This is a genomic window from Paenibacillus sp. LPE1-1-1.1 (assembly GCF_040676435.1).
Classification (GTDB): Bacteria; Bacillota; Bacilli; order Paenibacillales; family Paenibacillaceae; genus Pristimantibacillus.
The window spans coordinates 1,484,968-1,499,893 of record NZ_JBEGHY010000001.1; the positions used below are offsets into that span (position 1 = coordinate 1,484,968).

The 14,926-nt window shown below is 48.6% G+C and carries 14 protein-coding genes and 1 riboswitch; of the genes, 1 reads left to right on the top strand and 13 read right to left on the bottom strand.

Annotated elements, in window-relative coordinates; translation table 11 throughout:
* Positions 1 to 12 precede the first annotated feature (12 nt).
* The 7 genes from MRBLPE1_RS06390 to MRBLPE1_RS06420 all read right to left on the bottom strand — a co-directional run bounded on the left by MRBLPE1_RS06390 (position 13) and on the right by MRBLPE1_RS06420 (position 8,105).
* Complete coding sequence (locus MRBLPE1_RS06390) at positions 13 to 651, bottom strand: Yip1 family protein (RefSeq protein ID WP_364142978.1); 639 nt, start codon at positions 649 to 651, stop codon at positions 13 to 15.
* The gene (locus MRBLPE1_RS06395) at positions 648 to 2,117 is read right to left on the bottom strand and encodes a gluconolactonase (protein WP_364142980.1); all 1,470 of its coding nucleotides are present in this window, start codon (positions 2,115 to 2,117) and stop codon (positions 648 to 650) included. Before MRBLPE1_RS06395 ends, MRBLPE1_RS06390 begins: the two co-directional genes overlap by 4 nt.
* A gap of 20 nt (positions 2,118 to 2,137) precedes the next feature.
* Positions 2,138 to 3,007 (bottom strand): carbohydrate ABC transporter permease, encoded by an 870-nt coding sequence (locus MRBLPE1_RS06400; protein ID WP_364142982.1) that lies wholly within the window; start codon positions 3,005 to 3,007, stop codon positions 2,138 to 2,140.
* Between the two features lie 16 nt (positions 3,008 to 3,023).
* Positions 3,024 to 3,923, bottom strand: a complete 900-nt coding sequence (locus MRBLPE1_RS06405) for a carbohydrate ABC transporter permease (protein ID WP_364142985.1) — start codon at positions 3,921 to 3,923, stop codon at positions 3,024 to 3,026.
* A complete protein-coding gene (locus MRBLPE1_RS06410; protein ID WP_364142988.1) occupies positions 3,920 to 6,760 on the bottom strand; it encodes an extracellular solute-binding protein in 2,841 nt (946 codons plus the stop codon). The genes MRBLPE1_RS06405 and MRBLPE1_RS06410 overlap by 4 nt, the downstream gene beginning before the upstream one ends.
* A gap of 252 nt (positions 6,761 to 7,012) precedes the next feature.
* A complete protein-coding gene (locus tag MRBLPE1_RS06415; protein ID WP_364142990.1) occupies positions 7,013 to 7,720 on the bottom strand; it encodes an IMP cyclohydrolase in 708 nt (235 codons plus the stop codon).
* A gap of 66 nt (positions 7,721 to 7,786) precedes the next feature.
* A riboswitch (ZMP/ZTP riboswitch) is annotated at positions 7,787 to 7,864 on the bottom strand.
* Positions 7,865 to 7,889: 25 nt separating this feature from the next.
* Positions 7,890 to 8,105 (bottom strand): hypothetical protein, encoded by a 216-nt coding sequence (locus tag MRBLPE1_RS06420; protein WP_364142993.1) that lies wholly within the window; start codon positions 8,103 to 8,105, stop codon positions 7,890 to 7,892.
* Positions 8,106 to 8,671: 566 nt separating this feature from the next.
* Between MRBLPE1_RS06420 and MRBLPE1_RS06425 the strand changes: the two genes are divergently transcribed.
* The gene (locus MRBLPE1_RS06425; protein ID WP_364142996.1) at positions 8,672 to 9,913 is read left to right on the top strand and encodes a serpin family protein; all 1,242 of its coding nucleotides are present in this window, start codon (positions 8,672 to 8,674) and stop codon (positions 9,911 to 9,913) included.
* A gap of 115 nt (positions 9,914 to 10,028) precedes the next feature.
* Here the strand turns inward: MRBLPE1_RS06425 and MRBLPE1_RS06430 are convergent, their stop codons facing one another.
* The 6 genes from MRBLPE1_RS06430 to MRBLPE1_RS06455 form a co-directional block, all read right to left on the bottom strand.
* The gene (locus MRBLPE1_RS06430) at positions 10,029 to 10,244 is read right to left on the bottom strand and encodes a hypothetical protein (protein WP_364142999.1); all 216 of its coding nucleotides are present in this window, start codon (positions 10,242 to 10,244) and stop codon (positions 10,029 to 10,031) included.
* Positions 10,244 to 10,795, bottom strand: coding sequence for a hypothetical protein (locus tag MRBLPE1_RS06435; protein WP_364143002.1), 552 nt, complete (start codon positions 10,793 to 10,795; stop codon positions 10,244 to 10,246). The genes MRBLPE1_RS06430 and MRBLPE1_RS06435 overlap by 1 nt, the downstream gene beginning before the upstream one ends.
* Positions 10,796 to 10,871: 76 nt before the next feature.
* Positions 10,872 to 12,029 (bottom strand): GGDEF domain-containing protein, encoded by a 1,158-nt coding sequence (locus MRBLPE1_RS06440; RefSeq protein WP_364143005.1) that lies wholly within the window; start codon positions 12,027 to 12,029, stop codon positions 10,872 to 10,874.
* Positions 12,030 to 12,155: 126 nt separating this feature from the next.
* Complete coding sequence (locus MRBLPE1_RS06445; protein WP_364143007.1) at positions 12,156 to 13,580, bottom strand: stalk domain-containing protein; 1,425 nt, start codon at positions 13,578 to 13,580, stop codon at positions 12,156 to 12,158.
* Between the two features lie 118 nt (positions 13,581 to 13,698).
* The gene (locus MRBLPE1_RS06450) at positions 13,699 to 13,911 is read right to left on the bottom strand and encodes a DNA-binding protein (protein ID WP_364143010.1); all 213 of its coding nucleotides are present in this window, start codon (positions 13,909 to 13,911) and stop codon (positions 13,699 to 13,701) included.
* A gap of 36 nt (positions 13,912 to 13,947) precedes the next feature.
* Positions 13,948 to 14,898, bottom strand: coding sequence for a helix-turn-helix transcriptional regulator (locus MRBLPE1_RS06455; protein ID WP_364143012.1), 951 nt, complete (start codon positions 14,896 to 14,898; stop codon positions 13,948 to 13,950).
* Positions 14,899 to 14,926 lie beyond the last annotated feature (28 nt).

A 14,926-nucleotide genomic window follows, 5' to 3' on the forward strand; every position in this document is an offset into this window, starting at 1 on the left:
CAATGTTCTGCCTCATAAGCGGAACAGCATTTCGTTATAAATCGTATAAATGAACACATACACCTGCTGGAACAGCGTATAAAACAATACCGCCAGAAAGATCACAATGCCCATCGCGGCAAATGTCAGCGCCACGGATTGCAGCGTCTTGACCGCGCCATAGTCATGAATGGTCAGCAAGCCGATATACATGAGCACCGCGCTCCATATCATCGCAATCGTTGTCATATAGCCAAGAAACATGCCTTCTTCCTGAACGAGCACCCTGCTTAGCAGCGTCGAGAAGATGACCGCCGCAACATAAGGAATACTTGCATAGGCGCTGACGATCGCAATTTGCTTGGCTTTTCCCTCGCCGTCCATCCAAGTGGCAACCGCCCAATTTCCGGCCACCCATAAGGCATAAAGCACGATCGTTTTTGCCGCGATCAACCAAACGTTCAGCGCGCTGAGATCTGCATAGTTGAACGTATAACCTGTGCTTTGCCTCTTGAAGATCGTAGCGATGAAGAAAACAAGAACAATAAAAGCCGAAACAAGCAGCGAGCCCTTGCCTTCCTCCTTGATCGCATAAAAGCTGTCAAACGGATGAAGCAATGAGCTGAAAGGATTTAGTCTCTTCGGTGTTTGAGTTGCCGCCGATGCGCTCACCTTGTAACCTCCTTCCGTCTCTTGTTCCTTGCTGCCGCAATGGCTTTATAGCCGTAATAACCTGCTATTGCGAGGATGAAGACCGTCATGATAACCGGTAAATTGCTGCGTACGGTTTGCATCCGGATTAGGCCAAAGGTGTCCGAGTAGCCCGATCGATCCGTTCCTTGACGGTAATAGGCAAGCGCCTCGTCGTAGCTGCCTTCCTTCTCCAGCGCCTTGGCTATGCCCACGTAAGCAATGCTGTTATTGGCATTTCTCTTCGCAACCGATTTCCAAATCACGGCTGCTTCCTCGTATAAGCCTTGGTTGTACAGCACCGTGGCTTGGCGCACTAGGCCTCCGTATTCGGAGAGCGCAAACCTTGTGATATTGCGCTTCGCTGTATCCAGCACCAGCACCTCGCCGTTCCAATAAGACACGGCGGAAGGCTGAAGGAAGGTCCCCTTTTGATTGCCCAGCGATCCGAATACCGCAATCGGATTGCCCTCCGAATCGTATTCGAAGATACGTCCTCTCGTCCGGTCCAGTCCTGCGATGAAGCCTTCCGCATCGATGCTTAAATCAACGAAAGAGGTATCCTGCTTCACGCCCTGCTTGAAGGAAAACTCCTTATCGCCAAAATCGGCTCCGCCCTCCTGTCCCATCAGCACATTGTTGCCGAGCGGATTCAGTTTTTTGATTTCTTCCCGCGAGTTTTTGGAAATGATCGTTGTGGTGTAGACAAAGTTGTCGGCACCCACGTCAAGGTTCGAATATTCGATTGGAAGCAGCTTCATCATTGCCGAACGCTGTTCCTTCGACAGCAGGTTTTTCCAGAAGGTCTCCAGCACGACGGCCGGCGTGACCTCTACCCGGTTGCTGCCGAAATAACCCGTAAATTGACCTTTGCTGTTAAACTGCATCAGACCGTAAAACTGTCCTTCCGACAGCACATAGATGCGTCCCGCGTTATCCACCGCCACTTTCGTCGGCTTGAATTGGAAGCCTTCGGGAATAAGCGGATCGGTTGGCTTCTCGATGACCAGCTCAACTTTGTTATCCGCGCCGGCCCGAATAATACGGCCGTTATCCTTGTCCGCAATATACAACGTGCCTTCATCGGTAACGAACAGTCCCGTTGGGGCTGCCAGCGTCATTTCTTTGCCGTTATCATTCAGCTTGTCGATGATCGCGTCCATCTCAAAACGTTCATTCAGCTTTACGATTCGTTTGTTGCCAGTGTCCGCGATATAGACGGCACTGCTCTTATCCACGAACAGATCCTGGGGATCGCTGAAGGCTCCCGCTCCAAGCTGATTTCCCGTGTAGGTGCGTTCCGGCAAATAGCTCGCCGGGGCCGCTTTCGATTGATCCCATTCGTTGTACACATAAGACTGGTAAGGCGCTTCCGCCGCGACCGTCAGCGGTGCTGCGGCCAAAAGGGGGAGAAGCAGCACGGCAGCCAGCATCCATTTCATTTTCATGACTCCACCTCTAACCTCCATCATTTGATCCCCGCAAAGGTCATTGTTTCTACAACCTTCCGCTGCAGCAAAACAAATACGATAATCGGCGGGATCATGAGAATGACGGCAGCCGCGGATCCTGCCCCCATCCTTGCTATAGGGTCGCCGGCCACGATCTGCTCGAGCGCCATCCGGAACACCTTGAGCGATTCCCCAAAAATAAGCTCCTTCGGCGCGTAGTTCCACAGATTAATAAATTGAAAGATCACGACCGTCATAATGGCAGGCGTCGAGTTAGGCCAAATAATCGAGAAAAAGGTTTTATACTCGCTTGCGCCGTCAATCCGCGCCGCCTCCAAGATAGCGTCAGGCAGCTGTTCGATAAACTGTTTCATTAAGAAAAGCCCAAGCGAAGCGCCGATCCAAGGCAGAATCAATGCCGCGTACGTGTTCACGATATTCATTTCGGACATGAGAACGAACTGCGGGATGAACGTCACCTGTGGCACGAACATAAGCGCCATCACGATGATCGAGAACAATAGATTTTTGCCTGGAAACTTATGCTTCGCAAGCGGATATGCCGCCATCGCCGCGAACAGCACATGCAGTACAGTGCCCACGATGGAAATAAGCGCCGTGTTGAAAATGTACCGGGACAGCGGAACCCACATATTGGAGGCCAGCTGGAACAAATCCGTAAAGTTATTGAGTGTAGGCCTCATGACAATCAAGCGAGGCGGAAATTGAAGCAGCTCGTCAATCGGCTTCAGTGATGTAATGATCGCGAAGATAAACGGAAACGCTGAGAATAGACCGAGAAGCGCCACGAATCCGAATATCGCGATGTTGCCGGCAAGCGAGCGTCTTGCTTTTATGCCGGATTTTTTGGTAGTTATCGTGAACATGGATGTCCTCCTGCGATCAAATTCCGACCTTCTGCAATATTTTCGTCACGAGCCGGTTCGTGAACACCATCATGAAGAACAAGACGACCGCCATCGCGGATGCATAACCCATCTCGTAACGGATGCTGCCGTAATCCATGATGTGGGTAACCATCGTTTCCCCGGCATATTCCGTGCTCGGGAAGCCGGCCAGCTGAATGGAAACGTCTGCTACGCTGAAAGAAATGACAATTTGCATGACGGCTCCAAAAATCAGTTGCGGAATCATGGATGGCAATGTGATATACCACAGCTCTTGGAACCTGTTTTTGATCCCGTCCATAACGCCCGCTTCATATAAGCTGCGATCCACGGTTTGCAGCCCTGCGACAAAGGCCAGAAAGCTGATGCCAAGGCTCATCCAAAGCTGCACGACGATCAGAATAAGCAAAATGTACTCTTTATCCAGCAGCCATGCGACCGGATCGCTTATGATTCCGAGTCCCATGAGCATGCCGTTCAAATAACCGTAAGCGTCCGGGCTGAAAATAAGCCGCCACATCGGGAATACGGAGATGCCGATGATGGTCGGGATGTAGAACACCGTTGTTGCAATGGAGCGCAAAGTCTTGGACAGGTCATTAATCATCCAAGCGACCAAAAAGCTGAGCATGTAGCTCACGGGTCCGGTGACAAAAGCAAAGAACAGCGTATTTTTGACCGCGACAATAAAGATATCATCATCCAGGAAAAGCCGGATATAGTTGTACCAGCCAATAAAGCGCGGCGGCTCGATCATGTTGTAATAAGTAAAACCAAGCACAATCGACAGCACGACGGGAAGGATGGTAAAGAGCAAAAAGAAAATCATGTACGGCGTCATCAGCAAGTAGCTTTCCTTATGTCTGCCGATCGTTTGGGTTATCGATTTTTTCATTGCTCCACCCCGAATTCATACCTTTTTCGTTTAATTTCTTCGTTAATGTCTTTGTTCCAATAGAAGAGGCTTTCTCTGGCGTTGCCCATTTGGAATACAACCTCACGGAACGCGTTATCGATGTTTCGTGACGTATAGTAGCCGCCCGGCAGCTCAGGAATTTCATGAACCTGTTTCCATTGCTCGGTCAGCATCGCTTGCTCGGCCCGGCTCCAATTCGTTGATTCGAACGAGATGAGATTCGCCGGCACCCTTCTTCCAAGCACGCCCATTTCATTTTCCAGCTCGCTGACGAACTGGCTTTGGATTTCCGGTCGATTGAACCATTGCAGGAAAGCCCAAGCATCGTCTTTGTTTTTGGCATCCTTCAAAATAATCGATGCCGTTCCGGTTGCGCCTGTCGAGCGGTCAATCGTTCCATCCTTGCGCTGCTTGCCTGGGATCGGAACCATGTCCCATGTGCCCGTAATTTCAGGCGCTGCCGCGGCTAAACGGGTGTACAGCTTATAGGTTGAGACAACAATCGGCATCTCTCCGGTACGGAAACGGTTGAAATCATCCTTATAAAGCGGATAATCATAGAGGTTGTAGAAATCCGTCCATTGCTTGAAGGCGTTATAGGCCTTAGGCTCGTCGAAGCGAGTACCATCTTCCTTCGCGTTGTAGATGCCGCTGCCGTTTTGCATGAGAAGCGTCGGGAACAGGTTGAGCGCTCCGATTCCCTTTGTCAGCAGTTGAAAGGCATCAAGGTTCTCGTAAGGCAAGCCAATCTGCATGTTATTGTTCTGCAATACCGGCGCAATCTTCAGCAGCTCCTCCCATGTTTGCGGGGGCTCGATGCCAAGCTCCTGTAAAACATCCTTCCGGTAAAACAGCATGAAAAACTCCTGATCATCCGGAATGGCGAAGGTGCTTCCTTTGTACTGATAAGGAATGAATGCCGTGTCCATATATTCCTGCTTCATGGCTGCGAACTCATCGTACTGGTCGAGCGGCGTTAACGCGCCGCGAACAGCTAGATTCATCGTATCGCCGCGACTCGTAAAGAGATTGACGTCCGGCCCTTCACCCGCCATGACCGCGGTCACGAGCGAAGTGCCCACCAGATTCAAATTGACGCTAATTCCGCTTTCGGGAATAAACGACTCATCGATTAAGCGCTTGAGCACATAGGCTTGGTCACGGCCGAGTCCGGTCCATACCTGTATGGAGCGATCCGCCTGCTCGTTGCCTTCCATGGAATCGTAATTTTGAAAAAATGATCCCGCAAACGCTCTGATTTCATGAACGCCCTGTGCGAACAAACCAGCCTCTGCTATTGGCTGTTCATGATTTAAGGAAGCCAGATACAAATAATCAAGCTCTAGCGGCTGCTTCATTGCGCTGAGCATCCAATCTGCCAACGCAGTGATGTTTGTTTTGTAATTTTCCAACCGCTTCGGTATTTGGTCCGGCCGATCGATAAATCCGTTAAGCTGAAGCGCCAGCAATTTCAACGTTCTGGATCCAGCGTTAGCCTGGCCCGACATTTCATTCAGCTTGCCGGCTTCCTCCGTCATTTGAGCGGAAAGCTTTTGGAACTGCCCGATAAGCCCCGGCACGCTTTTCTCAATTTCGTAATCGCGATAGACATCAGGGTTAACGCCTGTAACCATCACGATCTTGCGGTAAATTTGATTGAGGTCATAGACCATTTGCTGAACGCTTTGCACGGCTGGCGCAACATCGCCAAGCGTAACCTCCAGCTTCAGCTCGTGCTCGCCCTTCGTGAGGTAGAATTGATACGGCTCCCCCGATTCTTCTCCCAGCTCCAAAATGTCCCATTTTAGAGCATAAGGAAAACGAACTGCGTTCATTTCCTGAAAAGGCACTTGGCCATCGAGCGCAAGCTTCCTAGAAACGAAGGAACCCTTCACTTCATTCTGATGGTAACGGGCGCCTATTTTATACCACCCGTCCGCCGGTACCTCGAACTTATAGCTGATCCACTGGCCCGGAACATCCCAGTTGCTGCCGCCGATGGTATTGATTCGAAGCAGGGTCGGGCTGTAAGGCGTCGTAAGCGGCGATGTCCGATCCGTCGTCGGGAATAAACCGGAATCCGATTTGGCATAGGCGTGCTCCGCTTGAATCGTGATGAACGCCTCCTCGCTGCCTTTGGAAGCCTCTGCAGCCTGCGATGCTTTATAGGTTTCATAAGTTTTCGCCGTCACTGCTTTGTCCAGGCTGATGTAATCGACGGCTGCGCTTTCCCTTACATTCTCAAGCCTTATGACATGTTTGCCCTTTGTAAGCGGGAGCTGCAGCGGGCCGTCCTCCATCTCGCCTGCTGCCGCCACTTTCGTATCGAGCCAAACCTCTCCTTCCAGCTGCTTCGGACGCAGCTCGTTCCCGCCGCTCCGCTTGAGCTTGCCCGGCTCGTCGTAGTACAGGCGATTAAGCTCGAAGGGCGCGTAAGGATCGGATATCGCTTTTCCGTCCACGTAAAGCAAAAATTCGATCGGCTGCCCGTTTCCTTTCAGCGGATAATAGCCGATAGACAGCTCATAGTCGGCTTGCTCGGTAACATCGACGGACCATTCAAGCGCCTCGCCTTCCTTCCACTCCGCAATTTGCTTCCGCCCTTTCCATTCGGGAAGAAGATTTGCGTTCGTTGCACCCGCATTCATGCCATCGGCGCTTAAAAGGATGCCGCCAACCCGCCGCTCCGCATCTGCAAGCTTGTATGATACCGCATCAGCGGTTTCTTCCTCGGAATAAGAGAACACTGCCGCCGCGCCTGTCGTTACAATGAGAAGCAAGAACATCACGGTGTAAAAGATCCAATTTTTATTCACGGCCAACCCCCGAATTCGTTTTTTCTGCTCTCCCGCCCTAGCTTAAGCTAGTTGAAAGCACTCTGAATTGCTGCTGCATGAACAATATATCAAAAAGAAATCCGCACTTATTTCACTATGCTCGGGTTCGGACTTTCAAAGTTTTTGGTACTCTTCCTAGGGAAGAGGCGAAGGTCGAGGCGGAAAACGGGCATAAAAAAAGACGACCCCATGGATTGGAGTCGTCTTTGTTGAGATGGACCTTACGATAGATCATCTTTCATTTTTGTTCACGATTTTGTATTCCACATAATTGTCTTCCTTGCGAATGAACTTCACAAGCAGCGAAATTCGGTTATCCTTATTTAAGTTATTCCAGTAGAAATTCGCGGTTTCTTCCATAGAATCAAAGATCGGCACTTCCAAAGGCTCACCGGCGAATGGCCGCAGAATGCCGTCCTCCTCGCCTTGATAGGTGTGAATGCAATGACCTACCCCCTTGATGCAGCCATCATAGTGATAGAAATTTCTTATGCATACCGAGGGATCATTGTTTCTCGTCTTCAAAATGGATAAACCGTACATGCCCGAGCCCGTATCCGTTATACCAGTAATGCGTGGCGTAAAATGAGGGGCATCGGGCTCGAACGCTCTGCTTTTCAATGCCTCTTCGAACGAATCGCCTTGCCGCAATCCAGCGTATAGGGTTTCCGTCTGATCCCCGTTCGAAATGATGTGAAATCCATTGGTATCCTTTATCGGATAATAGATAATCAAGGAAGGATCCTCCATCTTCGATGGATCAAACGCTGTGTTTCTGACAAAGGATTGGTCCCGCTCAAAAATCCGGTTGCGGCTGTTCAAGCTTCTTCCCATAATCCAATAGACTTGTACGTAATGATTACCGGATGGATTCATGCCGATTATTAACGTTCTTCCCGGGTACGGCTGGTTAAACAGCTGCTCTTCAAACCTTTTCATTGTACTCACCTCAGCATCGGATTTTGTTCTTCTGACAAACAAAAAAAGCACTTGATCACAGATCAAATACTTTGCCCAGGCGTACGGCTTATACATATGTGCTCCCTCGTGGTACTCCACGCTGCGCCAGTCACACATACCAAATATTTACTATATTATATACAGCATTTTAGCTTGCAGACAAGTGTTCATTCAGCGTTTTCGAGTTTTCTTCTACAATAAAACCAAATGTACTTCCAATTTCTTCGGATTCACAGCCAATTAAGCGATACCAAGTCTCGTGTTCCGATTCCTCCTTTTTTTCCATTCCAATACTTTGAGAGCGTGATGTCCGTTTGCCGTTTCCTTGTCCGCCGAAAACATCCATAGAATTATCATATCGCATCTGCGGGATTCCCCGAAATTGTACGCCTCTATTCAACTTGTTTTTATCCTTACATTGCAGAAACTATACTGTAGTACTCAGCACGAACTTATATTGATCTTAGCCTCACAAGACTAGAGCATCCTTTAGCCGTCAGCCATTCCGGTATACTGCAGTTACTACAGCAGAATGGCTGATTACGCTTCTTTGTTTTAGCTACAATGCATTTGCTACAACAGAATGGGTGCCAATCGTTACTAACCATTCAAAAATAGTCGCTCCATTGCAGAAACTGCATTGTACGCTCCGGTTCAACTATTTTCATAACCATACAATGCAGAAACTACATCGTAGAACTCTGCCCGATCTTTTATTTACAGATCTCAACGCCAGAACAAATATTATTCGAATCTTGCTGGCCAAATACACGGAATACATGACCATGACGGTGACTGGCGATTTCTCTGCTGTATACAACTTTTTAGGTATATGATCCTCCCACACCGTTCATTTGGCTGTTTACAGCAACCTTTGGTCCTCAGAGACCGTTGATATGGATAATGCTTGTTTAAAATGGGGGTAATGACATGCTGCGCAAATCCATTTTCATCGCCATTTCTGCTGTATTGCTGTTAACGGCATGCGGACAGCCTGAGAAAAAGACGGTTACCGTGCCGGAACGAGCTCGCCTTGCCGAGAAGATTGATTCGCAAATGGTAAAGGCAACGAATACGTTTGGGCTTGAGCTGGCGGAAAAAATGATCAATGAAACACAAGGAGAAAACGTCATTGTCTCCCCTGTCAGCATCGTACAGGCGCTGTCGATGACGCTGAACGGGGCAGCGGGCCAGACACGCGAACAGATCGCGAAGACATTGCATCTGGAAGGATTGTCGGTGGAGATGCTGAATGAGGAACAGCAGAAGCTGAGAGAGCTTCTGCTGCAACCGGGACCCGGCATCAAGCTGTCCATGGCCAACTCTCTCTGGCTGCAAAAGGGCTGGCCGTTCCAAAAGGATTATCTCGACCGTGTAATAGCTGCCTACGACGCCCAATTAAACGAACGTAAGCTAGACGACCCAGCCGTGCTGAAGGAAATGAACAAATGGGTTAATAAGCAGACAAACGGTCTCATTCCAACGATTCTGGATGAACCTATATCCGAGATGACGAAATTCATGCTGTTAAACGCCCTATATTTTGACGGGACTTGGAAGAGACCGTTTGAGCCAGACGCTACGATAGAAGATGAATTTACGAAATCGGACGGTGAAATACGACGCATCCCCTTTATGAATCAGGGAGGCAGCTACGAATATGACGAAACGGATGCTTACCAAGCCATCCGCTTGCCATACGGCGATGGTCAAATGGGGATGCTCATCGTCCTCCCAAGCCAGCATATGGACCAAAAGGAACTCACCGCGAAACTGCTCGCGGATACCGAATTCTGGACTAAACCTTTTACCCCGGCGAATGGCCGACTAGCGCTGCCGAAATTCCGAGTAGAGGGTAAGCGTGAGCTCATCGACACCTTAAGTGCAATGGGGATGCGTCTGCCATTCGATCCAAGCCAAGCGGACTTCAGCGAATTAGCTGACAACAACGGCGATCAGCGGCTTTATATCAGCCGTATTTTGCATAAGACCGTTGTCGATGTATCCGAGCAAGGCACGGAAGCAGCCGCTGTAACCTTGATTGGCATGGATGCGGGCAGCGCCCCGCCGAGCAGCAGCTTCGAAATGAAGGTCAACCGGCCGTTTCTTTTCGCCATCCAAGACCTGCAAAGCGGTGTGCTGCTGTTTGTCGGGCTGGTGGAAACACCCTAAATGCGTGAGCTTTAAGCAGACACTTTATTGGCCGGTTAACGAAAAAAAAGGGTGCTGATGATAGAATCAGCCCCTTTTTTTGAACCATATTTATTTTAATGAGGCAGCTGCCCTTCTAATGCCCTAGCCGATGGGTTGCTTCATCTAAATTCTGTAAAACGCCGACCACAACGAGAAAGATTGCCATCATGATGAGTGAATAACCTAGTCCGCGATAATAAAAACGGCGTTCAGATATTTTCGAGCGGACGATGAACAGCAAACCGAGGCCTAAGACAACGAAGATGACGATTCCCGCTTGTAAATGGTCTGCCAAAAAGTTGTCCGGCATTACTCGTAACCACCCTCTGATTCAGGCAATTTTTTATATTCCTCTTTGGTCTTTACGATCTGCTCCACGAAATTCCGCAGTTCCAACAGCTGCTCCATATCACTGGTCTGAGCGCAATATCGATCTGTCCACGTTAATGTTTTTGTTTCGCCGTTTATATTGACTTCCCATATATCTTCGCCATAAGGAACGCGTTCACAGGTTTGATTGGCTGCCCCCAGCTCTTTCTCGCCCATGATGTTTATATCTCTCATTTTGCCATAAATGCTTCGCATTTCTTCTTTGGTCAACGTGATTTGCGCCGTTGCCGTCCCGTTCATGATCAAATCTTTGGTTACCGTGTCTTGAAAAGTATTGATTTCATTTTTATTAACCGTTCCATAGCCGAAGCGCACCATAAAATCGAAGGTGCCGGGCATTTCCTTAGGCATTTTGTTCTGCTGCCTGGCGGATTCCTGCTCGATTGAGGTAACAGCGTTCATTTCCGGTTCCTTGCCGCATCCGACTATGATAATAAGAATTACGAATAATAATGAGCCTATTCGTTTCATTCTATGGCCTCCCAAATATTTCTTCGTCAAAATAAAGACGCAATTGGGAGGAAGAAGTTGCATTATAGAAGGTTCTTCAGCCCAGCAATGAGACGGATCGGGTCCGCGCGGCGCCGTTGCGGCCATTGTGCTTAGCATCATACAGAGCTTTATCGCATAACTTGTAAAGCGTCTCCAGCCTTGTTTGCTCGGTTGGAATAAGCGTAACGACGCCAAGACTAATAGACAGCGAACTGGCCATATCAGGAATGAGAATCTGCGTGGTCGACTGCCTAAAAGCTTCTACCATTCGATCAGCTTCGCTTTCGTCTGCTCCAGGCAGCAATATGGCAAACTCGTCGCCGCCATAGCGGCTGAAGGAATCGGTTCCTCTTAGCATTGAGCGGATACGCTTGGCCAGCTGCTGCAGGGCGCGGTCTCCGATATGATGTCCGTAGGTGTCATTGATTTTTTTGAAATGATCGATGTCAAACAGCACCAAGGAAAGAGGCTCTCTTTTTTTCGCATACTCGGCTATCATTTGCTTGGACAGCGACACGAATGTTCTCCTGTTAAAAATACCTGTCAAATCATCGTAGTTCGCCAGCCGTATCAATTCTTGATCGGCCTGCTCCTTCAACAGCAGCACAAAACCGATATTGCCGATAAACATGATCAAAAAGAGCGCTAAGAAGGTGAACGTCTGATAAATGCCAGGCGTAAACATGCCGATGGTTTGATCGGAGACCAAGGCGACTATCGCTCTTCCAATAAGAGAAACGATCGTAAAGATATACAATAAACCGATAAGCTTCATAATATAGGATGCTGCTTTGGATAGTATCATAAAATAGGCCGGCACAACCATAAAAAGCGCTGTTCCTATCGATGCCTCGGCGATTCTAATATTTTCGTGATTATTAAAAACAATAACAAGAAGGTAACCGACGATTGCACCAAGGGTCAAGACAATGTAAAGCACTTTCGCAGAACGGTTGAATGCCTGCATCAGTCTCAGCATCGCGACCGTTTCTAGCGCAAATCCGATAAACAGCAGGGAATTGGCTATCGACATCGTATACACATCCGGAATGCCATTGCGTACTACGATCAGCATCCAAGCAAAGCCTTGCGTAAGTTTCGCCAGTAAAAACTTGCTCAAGATTTGATCTTTGGTATGCGTGCGCCAGTAAGCGCTAATAAGCAGGAGTGAAAATAGATGGCCTAATACGATTAAAATCATTACCGTCTTCATGTCTAGAAGCACCGTCATGCAGAGCACCAACTTATGCATAAAAATAACTAATTGCTTTGATTATACAAGATCATCATTTATTTTTCATTTATTTTATTGCATTAACTAATCGGAATGCTAGTTCCGTTACTGCATCTCAACGACGGCAGTACCGCTGGAGGCATCCCATGACACCTTTGCTCCGTACGCTTCAGCGATAAAGCGAAGAGGAATATAGGTTTTCCCGTTATAATAGGTTACCGCTTCAGTAAGCTTCTTTTTTATGCCATTCAGCTCTGCCTCATACCGATAAACCTCCAGCTTGATGATCAAATCGCCCCTTGCAACGGTAATATTTCCATTCTCATAATCAACCTTTGCGCCAAGCGCTTCAAACAAATCCCTCATTGGCACTAATGTGGTCCCATTTAGGATGACAGGGCCTGCCGCAAGCTTCATTGCTTTGCCATTCAGAATAACGGTAAAGCGCCGCTGAACCTTGGCCGGCTTGATTGCTGCTTTAAACGGCAGCAAAGCATGATCATCATATCGCGTTTCTCCGGTCCCCCACTGATACACCACGCCTTGCTTAGCGAGCGCGATACCGGAGTTCGTTGATCTTGCTTTCACCCGGGTAATTCCTTTCAAGCCTTCGAGCTGCATCATCGGAGCCGGCTTATCCATGTGGCCCGACCACACCGTTCCATCTTGATGGACTGCAAGATACGGAATACTGTTATTGAAAACCGCGCTTATATCAACGAAACCTTTCTGCTTACTCAGTTTTGTTTGGTAGGTTCCCCAGAGGTATCCATTTTTATCTATTCCGATCGCCACATACCGGCCCTCTGAGACGGCAGCCACTTTCATGATGTTATTCATCATCAGATCCTCTTCACCCATATGAACATTGTCCCAAACCCCGATATGATAGATATGACCCTTTTTAGTTGCTAACATGACGCCTGTCTCAATGTCCATATCGGCAATATCAGATACCACCTTTGCTGGAATCGATGTAAATAGCGGCGCTGTGAACCTGGTGGCGTCCGAGGGATCGTTGCTTAAATGGTAACAGGCCTCCGGTTTTACGTCCTCGCGAAGCAGCCAAGCCATACATCCGTCTTCTCCCCAGTACCAGACCTCCCCCCGCTCATCCAGCGCCAAATGTCCTATAGAGCCGGATTCAATTTTCTTTATTCCTTTTAGCTCTACAATCTGGATAGGCTCATTAATCTTTGCGGTGATTCCCTTTGCTTTAAAATATGGATTCCCCGCACCGCTATCCCAGGTCCAAACGGTTCCATCTTTTTTCAAGCCGATATTTCGGGTCGTAATTTGAACCGCGTTCGGCAAAACCGCGCCTTTCGCTGCCGGTTCATTTCCTTTCCATGTCCATATTGCGCCATTATTTTGGAGCGCTGTGCTCGTACCGGTGCTATGGTCAATAGCAATGATTCCCGTTAAATCCGATGACATCTGAACATTGCGTTTATCTGCGCTGTAAGCCGCATCGTTCGTGAACAATCCTCCAATGAAGAAAATCAGAATAGCAATGGTAATTGGCTTCATTCGTACCTCCGTATGGGTTTTTTGCGCTTCCCATTTTTAGACGCAAATTTTACCAATTAGTTACACTTTTGTGAATTTCATTCACAAAGAAAGAAGATGGCTTTACGCGTTAGGAGAGTCAGTCCGCAAACGTTTGTCCCCTCTCGGCCAGAGCGGTTCGCAGCTGTTCAAGAGCTTTGGGCCCCATCCCATGCAGCTTCATGACCTCAGTTTCCTTCAGCACAGTAAGCTGTTCGAGCCGGATATACCCTGCCTGTGTCAATGCGCGCCATGCCGGCTTAGCCAGCTTTGCCGGAAGATCGCTTTCTTGCGGATGGTTAGAATTGCTCATTTCATCACTCCTTTTCTAAGTTGGCATGCGATGCTTTTATCTTTCATTCTCATACATCAAAAACATGGCTTTCATTTTTTGTTTGATCTGCGTAACTGCCTCGGCCGGCCCAATAACTTTCACATTCTCCCCGAACGCCCAAATCAGCTCCACATAAAAATTCAGATCCTCCGCGGCGATTGGAACAGCTGCCGTCCCCGTGCCGTCCTCATTACGTTTTATATAAGGCGCAAACCGTGCATGGGTATCCAACTGCCATATTCCTCTTTCCGTTAATTTCAGCAGGAGCACGGTTTGCTCTAGCTGACTCTTTTCAGGCTTATCGAGCAGCGTCTGCCGTTCGATATCCTCCCGGCTTTCCATCGTAGGATTCATGACCGCCGAAAGCATCCGATCAGCCCTGAACTGTCTCATTTCCTTCCGCAAAAAACAGTACGCCGGACAATACCAGTAGCCGGAGCTTGCGTAAAGCCCGACGGGTTGAATATTTCGCTCCTGTATGCCTTTGCTCGAGCGATATCCGATCGTCACAATGCCGCTTTCCATTATCGCATGAAGAAGCGTCTGGAGAATGCCAGGCGACATCTGGCGGTACGGGCTGTAAATAGCAACCTTATTTTTCAACCGTTCGATTCGGCCTTTCACATCGGCGGGCAGGTAGTGAAAAAACTTATGAAGCGCAGAGCTGGCTCCCTCTCCAAACGGCAAAGAGCTGAAATACTCCAAGGATTGGCACGCAAAAAAAATCGCGACCGCCTCGCCTTCCGTAAAGCTTATCGGCGGGAGCATTCTCTCCTGCAGCAGCCTATAGCCGCCGCCTCTGCCTTGAACCGAATAAACGGGAACGCCGAGCTCGCTGAGCTCTTGCAAATCCCTAGTGATCGTACGGCTGGATATGCCGAATTCATCGGCAAGCTCCTGCACGGTAAAAGCTTTTCTCGCATTGATTATCATCATTAATTGGATCAAGCGCTGTGATTTTTGCAAGAGCATCACCTCTCTCTGTAGCTTTATT

What these genes read in the sequence shown, in the direction of transcription:
- MRBLPE1_RS06395 (WP_364142980.1), bottom strand. Translation starts at nt 2,117, where the DNA reads ATGAAAATGAAATGGATGCTGGCTGCCGTGCTGCTTCTCCCCCTTTTG.
- MRBLPE1_RS06400 (WP_364142982.1), bottom strand. Translation starts at nt 3,007, where the DNA reads ATGTTCACGATAACTACCAAAAAATCCGGCATAAAAGCAAGACGCTCG.
- MRBLPE1_RS06405 (WP_364142985.1), bottom strand. Translation starts at nt 3,923, where the DNA reads ATGAAAAAATCGATAACCCAAACGATCGGCAGACATAAGGAAAGCTAC.
- MRBLPE1_RS06415 (WP_364142990.1), bottom strand. Translation starts at nt 7,720, where the DNA reads ATGAAAAGGTTTGAAGAGCAGCTGTTTAACCAGCCGTACCCGGGAAGA.
- MRBLPE1_RS06420 (WP_364142993.1), bottom strand. Translation starts at nt 8,105, where the DNA reads ATGCGATATGATAATTCTATGGATGTTTTCGGCGGACAAGGAAACGGC.
- MRBLPE1_RS06425 (WP_364142996.1), top strand. Translation starts at nt 8,672, where the DNA reads ATGCTGCGCAAATCCATTTTCATCGCCATTTCTGCTGTATTGCTGTTA.
- MRBLPE1_RS06430 (WP_364142999.1), bottom strand. Translation starts at nt 10,244, where the DNA reads ATGCCGGACAACTTTTTGGCAGACCATTTACAAGCGGGAATCGTCATC.
- MRBLPE1_RS06435 (WP_364143002.1), bottom strand. Translation starts at nt 10,795, where the DNA reads ATGAAACGAATAGGCTCATTATTATTCGTAATTCTTATTATCATAGTC.
- MRBLPE1_RS06440 (WP_364143005.1), bottom strand. Translation starts at nt 12,029, where the DNA reads ATGAAGACGGTAATGATTTTAATCGTATTAGGCCATCTATTTTCACTC.
- MRBLPE1_RS06445 (WP_364143007.1), bottom strand. Translation starts at nt 13,580, where the DNA reads ATGAAGCCAATTACCATTGCTATTCTGATTTTCTTCATTGGAGGATTG.
- MRBLPE1_RS06450 (WP_364143010.1), bottom strand. Translation starts at nt 13,911, where the DNA reads ATGAGCAATTCTAACCATCCGCAAGAAAGCGATCTTCCGGCAAAGCTG.